Source organism: Mycobacterium sp., assembly GCF_049278535.1.
GTDB lineage: Bacteria > Actinomycetota > Actinomycetes > Mycobacteriales > Mycobacteriaceae > Mycobacterium.
Genome location: NZ_JBAPMI010000333.1, coordinates 1 through 12,272 on the forward strand (window position 1 = coordinate 1; position 12,272 = coordinate 12,272).

At 63.8% G+C, this 12,272-nt stretch carries 7 protein-coding genes and 1 pseudogene; all 8 read right to left on the minus strand.

What is annotated here, in order from left to right:
• On the minus strand, positions 1–339 hold a 339-nt coding region (locus WAO18_RS21900; RefSeq protein WP_422208332.1), incomplete at its 3' end, for a DUF417 family protein.
• Positions 340–597: 258 nt separating this feature from the next.
• Complete coding sequence (locus WAO18_RS21905) at positions 598–2,181, minus strand: ATP-binding cassette domain-containing protein (protein WP_422208333.1); 1,584 nt, start codon at positions 2,179–2,181, stop codon at positions 598–600.
• Positions 2,160–3,836 carry an ABC transporter ATP-binding protein/permease gene (locus tag WAO18_RS21910; protein WP_422208334.1) on the minus strand — a complete coding sequence of 559 codons (1,677 nt, stop codon included), beginning with the start codon at positions 3,834–3,836 and terminating at the stop codon, positions 2,160–2,162. The genes WAO18_RS21905 and WAO18_RS21910 overlap by 22 nt, the downstream gene beginning before the upstream one ends.
• Positions 3,826–5,190: a cytochrome d ubiquinol oxidase subunit II gene (cydB, locus tag WAO18_RS21915; protein WP_422208335.1), complete on the minus strand. Its 1,365-nt coding sequence runs from the start codon at positions 5,188–5,190 to the stop codon at positions 3,826–3,828. Before cydB ends, WAO18_RS21910 begins: the two co-directional genes overlap by 11 nt.
• Positions 5,174–6,556 (minus strand): annotated as a pseudogene (locus WAO18_RS21920) (cytochrome ubiquinol oxidase subunit I); the annotation flags it as partial. The pseudogene WAO18_RS21920 and the gene cydB, both read right to left, overlap by 17 nt.
• 213 nt (positions 6,557–6,769) lie before the next feature.
• Positions 6,770–9,037: a LuxR C-terminal-related transcriptional regulator gene (locus WAO18_RS21925; RefSeq protein WP_422208336.1), complete on the minus strand. Its 2,268-nt coding sequence runs from the start codon at positions 9,035–9,037 to the stop codon at positions 6,770–6,772.
• 1,330 nt (positions 9,038–10,367) lie between these two features.
• Positions 10,368–11,537: an alpha/beta fold hydrolase gene (locus WAO18_RS21930; RefSeq protein WP_422208337.1), complete on the minus strand. Its 1,170-nt coding sequence runs from the start codon at positions 11,535–11,537 to the stop codon at positions 10,368–10,370.
• A 616-nt stretch (positions 11,538–12,153) separates the two neighbouring features.
• Positions 12,154–12,272, minus strand: a 119-nt coding sequence (locus tag WAO18_RS21935; protein WP_422208338.1) for a response regulator transcription factor, incomplete at its 5' end; no start/stop codon positions are given.

Here is a 12,272-nt window from a genome sequence, read left to right on the forward strand (position 1 = left end):
CAGCGTGGTCACGAAGAACAACGAGGCAAATACGCCGCCCACCACGGAAGCCTTCGGGAACCACGGCTTGACGGCCAGCAGTGCTGCAACAGTCAATTCTATTGATCCGTTCAATCGACCAAAGGCGTCGATGGAGATGATGTGGTACATCCAACTCATCAAGGGACTATTGGCCACCCAATGTGAAATACCATGGGATTCATAGGAAGTGAACTTCATGGCGCCGAACCAGGCCAGGACTATGACCAGACCATACCGTGCGACCAGAGGCGCGATGGCGGTCGTTCGAAACTTTCTTGGCCCATCAGTCATGATGGCGGTGGCCTCATTCTGCGACATGCTGTCTCCGTTCTGCGGGTGTCCTTTCACCGCATGGTCACTGCCGGACTCTTACTGCCTTCGTTGGCGGCGCGGCCGGTCGAGACGGTGATTTATGCGGTTTGCGGTCGCGGGTAAAATCAGCGACCACTATCTCTGCGCATGGGGTGAGTTGTCCTCATCCGGATGCGCAATTCACCCGGGTGAGGCGCCGACACAGAAGCGCAGCTGACGCGCTCCATGCGACCCGGCCGGTAGCTGGCGGTGGGTCACGCGGATCTACGCGGTCTGGGGCATCCCAACCTCGACGACACGATGCGCGGCACCTGCAAGGTGCGAGTGGTGGCGGTCGTGTATCGCGGCGATCACGGTGGCGTAGGGCAGCTCTTGTCGTATCAGGCCAAGCATTCGTTGTGCGGTAGACGCGTCGAGACCCTCGGTCGGTTCGTCGAGCAGCAGCAGGCGGGGCCGGGCCACCAGGGCACGTAACACCGCGAGGCGGCGCACCTCGCCGCCGGACATGGCGCGACCACCGTGACCTACCGCGGTGACGGGCGTGATTTCGCCGAGACCCGCGTCATCCAGCAGTCGGCGCATCTCGGCGTCGTCCAGGTCGGTGTCGCCGAGTCTGAGGTTTTCTGCGACGGTTCCGCAGAACAGCGGCTCATCGGCTGCGACCAGGACGACCGCGCGGTCAGGAAGCTCGCGTGATGGCCGGCGGTCGAGCAAGACGTCGTCAGTACGGTCCGAGATACGTTGGAGCAGAGTACTTTTCCCTGACCCGGAACGACCTTGCACGATAACGGTCTCGCCCGGTTGCGCCGATATGCCGGTGGCGGGCATCTCGACGCGCACCCCCGCCGTCACGGCGTCAGAAGGTGGCGGTAGGTGGTCCGCCGTTGCTGGTGCGACCCGCGCGAGTCTGGTTGCCGCAGTGGCCGATTCGTCCAGTTGCCGCAGCTGATGGTGCACGTCTGCGAAAAGATCCACGGTGGCGATGGTCATTAGCAGTATAAGCGTGGCTCTCGGCAGCGAAATTCCTGGTGTCATGAGCACAGAAGCCATGACGCCGAGTATCGTCACCGCCTGGACCACCGAGATGGCTGCCGCAGCGCACCGGTCGAAACGATCAGCGGCGCCGCGCTTTACGGCCGCAGACGCGATCCAGCCAGCCACCGTGCTGCGCACTTCGGCAATGGCGCCGAGCGAAACGAGTTCGTTGGCCGCTGCCGTTGCCGCTATCAGCTGTGCTCGCGCCGCGCCGCGACTGCGGGCAACGTCGGCGGCGAGGCGGCGTTGCCGCCGGCTGGCAACTGTCTCCGTGGCGACGATCGCCGCAGTTCCCGCCGCGAGGAGGGCCGCAGTGAACGGGTTGATCGCCGCAAGGACGGTCGTGCTGACGACCACCGCCACCGCGTTCGCGGCAAGCGGCAGCACTGCGCCGGGCAGTGCTTCGACCACCGCGTCGCTGTCGGCCATTGCGCGGTCAAGTAGCTCGCCGGATGCGAACCGCCGCTGCGCGGCGACAGGGAGCGCCGCAAGGTCGACGAACAGTTTGCGGCGCAGCCGAATCAGCCACTCCAGACTGATCGCGTGAGCGCTGAGCCGTTCGCCGTAGCGGGCCAGGATCCGGGTGAGCGCAAATGTTCGCACAGCGCCGCTGGGTGCATAGATCGAGAACGCAGTGGCCGAACCGGCGATCGCGCAGCTCGCAATCAATCCGCCCGACAGCGCGAGCAAGCCCACTGTCGCGCCGGCAGCGAGCACCGACAGTATCGCCGTCGCCGCGACGCGAGCGACGGTTCTACCGCGAAGCAGGCCCAGGTAGCCCCACAGCGCTGTCATGATGGCATCGATTGACACGCTCGGGTCGGCAGCAAGTCCGCATCGACGATCTCCCATTGCTGATCGGCGATCGCGGCGACCGCAGGCGAATGAGTGGCGATCAACACCGTGCGACCGCGGACCGCCTCGGCCAACGTGTCGACCAGTGCCGCTTCACTTTCGGCGTCCAAGTGCGCGGTCGGTTCGTCCAGCAACCACAGGCCCCCGTCGCGCAGCAAGGCGCGTGCTATGGCCACCCGCTGCGCCTCGCCGGTCGATACCCCCCAGCCGCGTTCGCCGATCGGCGCATCCAATCCGGTTGGTAGCCGGGCGAGTAACGTGCCCAGCCCGGCCCGCTCGGAAGCATCCCGCAACGCCGCCGGAGAGGCGTCGGCGTTGCCGAGCCGCAGATTGTCGGCCAGCGTCCCGGGTAGGATCACGGTTTGCTGCCCGATCCAGCTCGCCGCTCCGGGCAGCGGGCACCGCCCGTCTATTTGCACCAGTCCGGATGCGGGCTGGATCAGCCCGGCCACCACGGCGAGCAATGTGGATTTACCGGCACCGGACCGGCCCCGCACCACCACGATGGTCCCCGCCGGGATCGCCGCGTCCACGGAATCCAAAACGGGCGCAGCCCCATATCGCACACAGATGCCAGCCAACGTCACTCGGGGCGCCTGACGAATCACGTTCGCTGTCGTGGACATTCTCGGCGCGTTCAACTCACCCAGTGCGGCGACCGCGGCGACGGCTTGTTCCCGCGCATGGTAGGCGGAGCCGAGGTCCCGTAGCGGGGCGAAATAGGCTGGCGCCAGCATCAACACGAACAGGGCCCGTCCGAAAGTCAAAGCGCCGGAGCCGGGAATGTGGACATATCCGAGCAGGGTGAAGCCGCAATAGATCGCGGTGATCGCGACGCCGAGGGTGATCACCAGGTCGAGCACCGCGCCGGCCACCAGTGCGCGACGCAGCACAGTCATGGTCGCCTTATTGAGGTCGCGGCCGGCTTTGGTGATCGACTTTTGTTCCGCGGGTATGGCGCCCAGCGTGCTCAGCGTGGGCAGACCACGAAAACGGTCCAATAGTCGCGCGGACAAGACTCTGGTGGTGGCCAGTTGGCGAGCCGCCGCATCGTGGGTGGCCAGCCCGACCATCCGCACGTTGACGGGGATGATCGGCGTTGCGGCGACTAGCAGCACCGCCACCGGCCAATGCGCGACCGCGGTGGCGATCAAGATGATCGCACAGCACCATGGTGCGGCGCGACGTGCCGGCGTGAAATGGACGTGGTGCTCACCGATCTGGCTGGCCAACTCGACCGCTCGGTGCGCCGGCGCTGTCGGGTCCGAGACGCTGGCACCGAGATCTCGGTCGAGGACTGCGTTGGCGACCACTGCAGTGACGGCCGCACCACCGGTGTCGGCGTGACGGCGCGCCCAGGTGTCGCATGCGACGCGGGCGATCGCGACGCCGATAAAAAGCACCGCGCCAACCCATAAGCCGTCCCGTCCCTTGCCGCGGTATGCCGCAGCGACGACGGCGACAAAAGTTGCCCATTGTGGCACCAAGAGTGCCGACGTCACAGCTTTGGCGAAGGCGGCCCGGTGAAAGTCGGCGCGGCCTGGCGCACCTAGTTGGTGCAGCCGAATGTGTTGGGCCTGGCGGATTTCGGCCGCGGCTTCGTTATGCGGCATCGGCGTGTCGCAACTCGTCGCGCAACCACACCACGGCTCCGCCAATGACGATCAACACCAGCGCGACGAGGGTTATGACTTCGCCGGTTGGCGTTTTGCTGAAGATCCCGACGCTGACCGCGGCGATCAGCGTCCCGACAACGATCCACATTAGGTTTGCCGCCCAGCGCAGCGTTCTCGGTCTCTGCGTGGGATGCGGTCGGGGCTGAGCCGGGTTGTAGGCGGCCGTCGAGGCGACGGGGCCCGATCCGGCCAGGGCCGCATTGGCCGACGCTTCGCGGTACTTCCCTCGGAAGACCCGATGCGCATACCAGTTGAAAAACAGCAGCACCGGAAGACTGAGGATCGTCCCGATCATCAAAATGTACAGTGTGCCTGCTGGCGCCTTGGCTTGATCCACGGTAAGGCCGGGCGGCAGAGCAGTCGGGTAGTACAGCAATGCCAGTGCCATCAGCCCGAACGCTTCGGCTGCGACGATCCCGATCATCGGACGCTTGTCAGGGCGACGGCCGAACGCCCACAGCGACGAGGCGAGACCTGCCATCGCCGCGACCGCGGCGATAACCGCGAGCACGGTCGCCGCCCTACTCGCCGTACCGATGCGCACCGGTGTCAATGGCCTTAACAGCGTCGCGCAAGCGAGCGCGAGAACAACGGTGGCCAGGGTAAGCAGACGGCCCAACGACGCAGCCCGTGCCCGCAAAGCGCCGGTGGTCTTCAGCTGGACGTACGCGGCGCCGGCGGCGCCGTACATCACGACCGTGGTGACACCCGTCAGAAAGGCGTAGCTGGTCATGAAATCGAAAGTGCCGCCTGAGAATTGGCCATTGGTGACGGCGATCCCGCTAAGGATCCCGCCGATCGTTACACCTTGTGCGAACGCCGCAACCAGCGATCCCACGGCGAACGCCAAGCCCCACCCTCGGGGTACGCCGACGGTGCTGGACACCCTCTCGATTGCCGCGCCGCGGAACACCAGCGCCAGCAGCATCACCACGATCGGCACATACAGCGCGGGCAGTGCGACGCCATAGGCGGTCGGAAGGCCCGCGAAAAGTGTTACCCCGAGCAGGATCAGCCACGTCTCGTTGCCATCCCATGCGGTTGCGACCATCTCGATCAGCTGACGGCGGGTCTTGACGTCCCGTTCGGTGAGAGTCAGCATCCCGACGCCGAGGTCGTATCCATCCAGCACCACGTACATGCCAAGGCAGATCACGACCACCACGCAAAACCAAATCGTCGCGGCCATCACGCCCCCCAGCGGCAATATCGCCGGCGATGGGCGCTGAATCTGGTGGGCCGATCTCCAGATCGCTCGGGTCGGGACCTCGCCGCACGGTCCGCACCACATAGGCGATCCAGGTGCCGAACAGCGCCAGATACAGGATCAGGAAAGTGAAGAACGAGGCGACGACGGTGGGTGATGCGATAAGGGAGACGCCCTGATCGGTGCGCAGCATCCCGTACACGAGGTAGGGCTGGCGTCCCGTTTCGGCCGTCACCCAGCCACCGATGATCGCAACGACACCCAGCGGTGTCAGCCACAGCATCAACCGGTGAAACCAGCGTGCCATGAACAGCCGGCCTCGCAGTCGCAGTACGACGCTGGTGACCGCGGCGAACAGCATGACCGTGGCGGCGTAGAACATCGCCCGGAATCCCCAGAACACCGACCAGCTATTGGGCTGTCGATCCCGGGGAATCTGGTGTTGGCCGGGCAACGGTGTGTGGCCAGACAGGTCGCCGCGGATCACGCTGCCGATCTTGGGGACGCTGATCTGCACCCGGTTGCGCTGATGCGGTTGGTCAGGAATCACCAGCAGGTTGTAGCCGGTGTCGGTCGAGTCCCAATCGCCCTCGAACGCTGCGAACTTCGGCAACTGGTAGTCGGCATCCATGAAGCTGACTTTGTCGCCGTAGAAGACCTGGACAGGGATTAGCAGCGCAAGAACTCCCAGCGCGATCGAAAACGTGCGCCGAGCGAACTGGTCATGCTGCTTGCAGATGAGGTAATACGCCGCGATCCCGCCAACAAACAGGGCGGCCGAGATGATCACGGCCAACAGCATGTGCGGAAAGCGGAGTGAGAACGACGGGTTGAAAATGATCTTCCACCAGTTCTCGGGCACGAACCGACCGTGATCCATGCGATAACCGGCCGGGGTCTGCATCCAGGAATTGGCGGCCAGGATCCACAGGGTCGACAACACCGTGCCCAGGGCAACCATGAAGGACGACACCAACATCGTCCGCGGTTTGACTCGCCCGTCGCCATAAAGCATCACGCCGATGAACGCGGCTTCGACGAAGAACGCGCTCACAACCTCCATCCCGATGATCGGCCCCAAGATGGGTCCCGTGGCGCTGGCGAAACGCCCCCAGTTCAAACCCAATTCGAAGGTGATCACTGTTCCGCTGACCACCCCCAACCCAAACCCGACTGCGAATATGCGCTTCCAGAACCGAAAGATCTGCAGATAGATGGCTTGGCCGGTGCGAAGGTGCAAACCATAAACGACCGTCAAGAACACCGACAAGCCGACCGTGATGGCAGGGAACGTCATGTGGAAGACGATCGTGATGACGAACTGCCATCGGCACACATCTAGCAGGGTTGGCGACACCGTTTCCACCACCTTGGGTCGATTTCTGGCACCGCAAACACCTTTCGTAAGCGTTGCCGCCGATCGGATGTCGGCGACGCAAAATCTGTTCACGGTGGCCCGGCCGCGGTGTCAGGAAATCCGGCAGCCAACGCTGCCCACCGGGCGACGTCGCCCTTGCCTTCGTGAGCAGGGTTATGAGGCTGCCCCCGTGTGGGGTGAATCGTCATCACCCCAACTGTCTGTTCGCCCGGGTGATTAATGCGAGGCGTTCTCACACGCGACGATTCGTGACCGGCCACATCGGGCGGGGTACCGGAAGGCGAATTACAACAGGCCGAGTTCTCGCGCCCGGCTGACCGCCGCGCCGCGGTGCTCGACGCGGAGCTTGCGGTAAATGGCGCGCTGGTGGGTCTTCACGGTATTGAGCGAGACATAAAGCCGCGCACCGATCTCACGTCGCGATAACCGGGTGGCGAGGAGGCGAAGAACCTCAAGCTCCTTGGGGGTCAGCTCCTCACCGACCACGCACCCGTCGTTGCGCGAAGTCAACGCGACGGCCGCGCTCGGCTCGGCCGAAGCGAGCAGCGTCGAGGCGATGCCAGTGTCCGGGCAACTGCGTACCAGGGTGCCGACCTCTTCGAGGATGGCCTTTGCGGTCTGGTGGTCGCCGAGATGCTCGAGGACCTCTGCCCTGACCACCAGCGTCTTGGCGATCTCGAGGATTGCTCCACCTTGGCGGGCCGACATTACGGCCATGTCGGCGGCAGCCACCGCTGCAGCCGCGTCACCACGCATGGCGAGGACCTCGGCCGCGGCAAGCGACACCATCACGTCCACGAAGTGTTCCCCATCAGCCAGGTCCCGGGAACTGCCGGAAGCCCGGCGGATCTGAAGTTCGGCGTCTGCGAGCTGACTATATTCGGCTGAAATCAGCGCCAGATAGCCCAACGCGTAGATGCGGGCCCGACGATCGCCCACCTTCTCGGCCAGCCCTACGGCCCGCCGGAAATCGTCTTGCGCCTCGTCGGCGCTGCCCGAAAAGTAGAGCGCGGACCCATAGATGCAGTAAGCAGCGCACAAGGCGTGGGGCGCGTCGCCGAGATCGAGGGTGATCGCCCGGCGAGCCGTCTCAAGCGCCGCGGCGATGTCAGCCGTCTTGAACGAGTGAACCGCGCGCAGCACGACGACTTGAGCGCTGATGCCGTCTCGGTCGGCCGCGGATCGTGTCTCGACTGCCTCGATCCACTCGGCGGCGTCATCGAGTTGACCAATGCTTAGGGCGATCCAGGCCCGGGCCACGCTCAGTCGCGGATCCTGTAGAACGGCCTCCTCGGGAAGGAGATCAAGCCAGCCCGAGACGGTCGATAGGCCGCCGCCGTTGAATTCGTTGACCCAGTCCGCGGCGATCAGATCCGCACTCCGCGCGATCTCACCGGCAGCGACCAGGTGGCGTACCGCCTCATCGATCAGGCCCTGGGTTTCGAACCAGGTCGCGGCTCGTCGGTGCAAATCGGCGACGAGATCGGGCTCGCTGCGACGCAGCTCGGTTCGCAGCAACTCTCCGAACAACTGGTGATAGCGATACCAATGACGCGACATGTCCAGTGGCACCACAAACAGGTTTTCACGCTCGATCTTCTCCAAGACCGAGGCCGAGCCAGACGTTTGCAGCACCGCATCGCACAGCGCACCGCTGAGTCGTCCCAAGACCGAGGTACGTAGCAAAAAGCCGTGCAGGTGCGGTGGCTGCCCGTCGAGCACCTCGGCCATCAAGTAGTCGACGATATGACGGTTATCGCCTGCGAACGTCCTGATGAACGCGGTGGTATCAGCGCGCCCGGCAAGCGAGAGAGCGGCAAGGTAGAGACCAGCAACCCACCCTTCGGTGCGTCGGTGCAAAAGGTGAATATCTGCATCAGGCAAGTCCAGCCCGAGCACCTTGTTAAGCAAATCGTGGGCTTCACTAGGCCCGAAACGTAAATCGTCGGTTCGCACCTCGGCAAGATCGCCGCTGGCCCTCAGCCGAGCCAACGGCAGCACAGGATCCGATCGGGTGGCCAACACCAGGTGAAGATTCGCCGGCAACCGGCTGATAAAGAATGCAAGCTGCTCATGAACCGCTCGACTTATCACCAGGTGGTAATCATCAAGAATGAGCACCATCGGGCTGGCGATCGTGTCCAGATCATTCAGCAGGGTAGGCAGAACAACCTGCGCTGGGTCGGCGCCCATCGCTAGGAGTTCGACCGCGCGAATTCCCACCCCGGGACTGACCTTCTGCAGCGCGGCGACCACGTACATCCAAAACCACACCGGGTCGTTGTCGGAGTGATCAAGCGACAGCCAGCCGAACCGCTGGTCCTCGCCGGCACCCAGGGCCCACTGCGCCAGCAATGTCGTCTTTCCCCAGCCCGCAGGCGCACTCAGTAGGGTCACCTTGCGGTGGCGGCCCGCCGACAATGCGTCTAGCAGGGCGGCCCGATGAACGAGCTGGGCCCCGATGGCCGGAACATGCAGCTTGGTGGCGAGCTGAACTGCTCGCGCAGCGGCGTCTCCGACGCCGTTGTCGCTACGTCCAGCTGAGCCGGTCACGTCCGAACTCCGCGAATCCGTTGAATCCAGCGGCCGAGCGCGAACACTCGGCGTTGCCGCGTCCCGGGTGGGCGCTGGCCTCTCGGCATCCCAGTTGTTCCCTGCAGGGTCGGGCGGGCTCGTTTTGCGCGGCGATCGCGGTGACCCCATTGAATCAGATGCGTTATCGGCGATTACCTCCGGCGCACGCTGGCGGTGCCCGTTTGGGCTGGGGGACCCGCGTCCCGCCGCCGACGCAATGATTTTCTCCTGAGTCGCGCTCACGCTGTGCCCGCTCACCGTATTTCTCCTCTTGTGCATTGATGTATTGGCTCCTGCGACTCATGACACCGCCGCGGGCAGAGAATTAGCGTCTCAACATGAGGTGAATGAGCGTCTCAAAGTGAGACGCCGTGGGGGCCCCTGCGGGCGGCCCGTCGTCGTCTTCGCGTGCTCATGGTCGTCGGTTCACCAACACGTACCCACCGACCCCGAACACCACCGCCGGCATCATCATCAACATTGCCAAAACTGCGCTCATCATCGGTTTCTCAATTCCTCTGTGCCGTTGCTCTCCGGTGCCGGTTCCTGGTTGAGCGGCGGCGGTCGCGGCGATCCAGAGCTCAATGACTACGTTGGCAGCGCGGGCACCGCATCACCATCGCCCAGCGGGTGATCTTTAGGGCCGGGTCGGTGTATACCTAGTGGCCTTGATATTTGACGGATTGCCACATGTGCGGGGAGAGGCGCAGTTGCTGCGCGACGGAGCGGTTGGTCACGTCCGGTGCGATGAGGTTGACGACCTTGAGCTCCGAATCGGTGAGGCTGTCCCAACCTTATTCGAGAGCGGAATGCATGGGCACGTCCGAATAACTGTTTGATGCAACAGGTTTGACATGGATCGGTCCGCAGCACGAATCATTCGATCGGTTCGCGACTGATCATGCAACGCGGTACCAGCCGACCACGATCAAGGTCGTCAGCAAGATCACGGCAAGTGACACGATCAGAACCATTGCCGGCCAAGAATTCTCGTTTAAGTAAAACATCACCGGCGAAAGGAACGGCGCGAATCCAGAGAGATCCACGGAGCCAGCGAGTGCGGTGATGCGACCGGTCGGCCGCGGCGGGCACGTCACGTTGAGTCCTCGCATGGTATTCGGCGGGCCGAGACGCGCTCACCGCAGCCCAGCCCGCCGAACAGTCAGACACCCGACGGACGCTCGGCTTCAATGGGGCGACAGCTTGCTCGACTGTGGCCGCCTTGCGCCCATTCCACGCCCACACAATCTCAGGATCGCGTAATCGCCTGCGAAGACTCCGAGTAAAGCGGAGGCTCTGCCTAGCCGGGTCATGACGCTCGCTCCTCAACTTCGACGGGGGACGCCTTAGATGCCGAATCGCAATGGTCGATGCGGAAGTCGCCGACTAGCGGCTTTTCTGACGCGGCGGACGCGCCTGGGTCATCAGCTGCGGAATGGCCATAGTCGACGACCCGGGCTACGGCGTCAGACTGTGCCAACCGACTCGCCTGGCCACCAGCCGCGAGGACCGAGCCGCCGGCGGCGATGGCGGAGCTGATGGCTGCGGTGACCACTTGCGGGACTTCATGCAAAAGCGTGTGCCCTGCGGTGGGCCGGTGGATGTGCGTCGCCCCGGGGATGCCGTCGGCCAGCTGGCGGGCGTGCCATCTCGGTGTGAGCTTGTCCGCTCCTCCACTGATGATGGTCGTCTTGGCCGTGATAGAGGTCAGGGTCTGAGAGCAGTCGTACTCTTTTAGACCGCGCAGGAACCCGACTTTGGTCGTCGACGGGGTGTCGTTGATGGCGGCCGCGGACATAGTGACCGACGATTTCGGGGCGGCTTCACCGTATCCGGTATATCTGGTCAGTGCCGCACACACCGGCCGGGCGAGGAATTGAACGACCTCATCGGTACCCGCGCGCGGCATGCGATGTACGAGGTGGTACAACACGCTTGTCGCGGGGGTGCTCAGCAGCCGGCCGAGGCCGTGCGAGCCGAGATTTCCCGCGGCGGTCCCGACAAGAACGAGGCTTTCCGGCTCAACGGGGCGTTTGCTGGCGGGGCGGCCAAGATAGGCCAAGGCCGTCATGCCGCCCATCGAGTGCCCTGCCAGGGTGAGCGGGCCCGTAACGCCAAGCTCGACCAGCAACTCGGCGAGATCGTCGGCGAGTCGGTCGATCCGGTAGGTGTGCATTGACGCATTGCCGGAGTCGCCGTGGCCACGGTGGTCGTAACTGATGATCCGGATGTTGTTGCCCCAGCGACGGATCAGCTGCGTCATCTGGATGTTCCAGGACTCTTTGTTCGAGCAAAAGCCGTGGAGAAGTACGACTGTGTGGCCAGCGGCGCGAGATCCCCACTCATGGACGGACAGCGGGACGCCATCGCTCGTGGTGACTATGGGGTTGCAGGCCGCCGATCGGCCTGTTCCGGGCATCAACCTACGGCTGCACCCCGTTGGCGACGTTTGTGAGGTCATCGCTTTGTTAGCAGACATGGCAGTATTTCGGGGGGGAGGATTTCAGCCAACCCGACTTTGAGGAGTTGCGCTCGTCGTCGTTAGCCGCTTGCTGTCCTCGTGCCGCAAAGTCGCGCGCTTTTTCGAGGTTGTCTGCAGCGCTGTGGATCTCGAGTGCGTGCTGCCACAGATTGCAGACGACGTGGAGAAGTAGCAGCAGGCACGTTCCAAAAACAAGCAGGTAGCCGACCATCGTCGATGTCCTCAGTTAGCCCGACTTGCCTGCGGATCGAGATGTGCAGCGCTGCTTGCTGGTTCGGCGAGCGAGCTGGCATGCACCGCATTCAACATTGTTCGCTCTTTCGCTTGTGTGCTTACCGGCTCGGTGTGTGGCCTAGCTGCGCATCGACCGTCGCTGGGGTGAGTACGTGATCAGTTGTCGACTACTACGGTCGTCGTGCGGGCAGCGAAAAAACATCGCCCTAGGGTTGATGTTTAGGGCCGGATAGGTCTAGTAATAGGCCGACGCAGGGGAACCCGTCGAGATGGAACCCACACAGCCGACGGTTCAGTGGGCAGCGTAAAACGATCCCATGGGTTGACGTTCAGGGTTGGATGGATGCCGTACTGGGCGGCCCCGGATCTGACATGTCGGTCAATCAGCGCCGCGCATCAGCTGGGCCAATTGGGCGCGGGAAGTAACGCCGAGCTTGGCAAATGCATTGTGGACGTGAGTCTTCACCGTGTGGGGGGAAAGGTGCAGCTGCGTGGCGG

Bases quoted from the DNA above. Each gene is read 5' to 3' on its own strand.
- WAO18_RS21910 (WP_422208334.1), bottom strand. From the start codon at position 3,836: ATGCCGCATAACGAAGCCGCGGCCGAAATCCGCCAGGCCCAACACATT.
- cydB (WP_422208335.1), bottom strand. From the start codon at position 5,190: ATGTGGTGCGGACCGTGCGGCGAGGTCCCGACCCGAGCGATCTGGAGA.
- WAO18_RS21930 (WP_422208337.1), bottom strand. From the start codon at position 11,537: ATGTCTGCTAACAAAGCGATGACCTCACAAACGTCGCCAACGGGGTGC.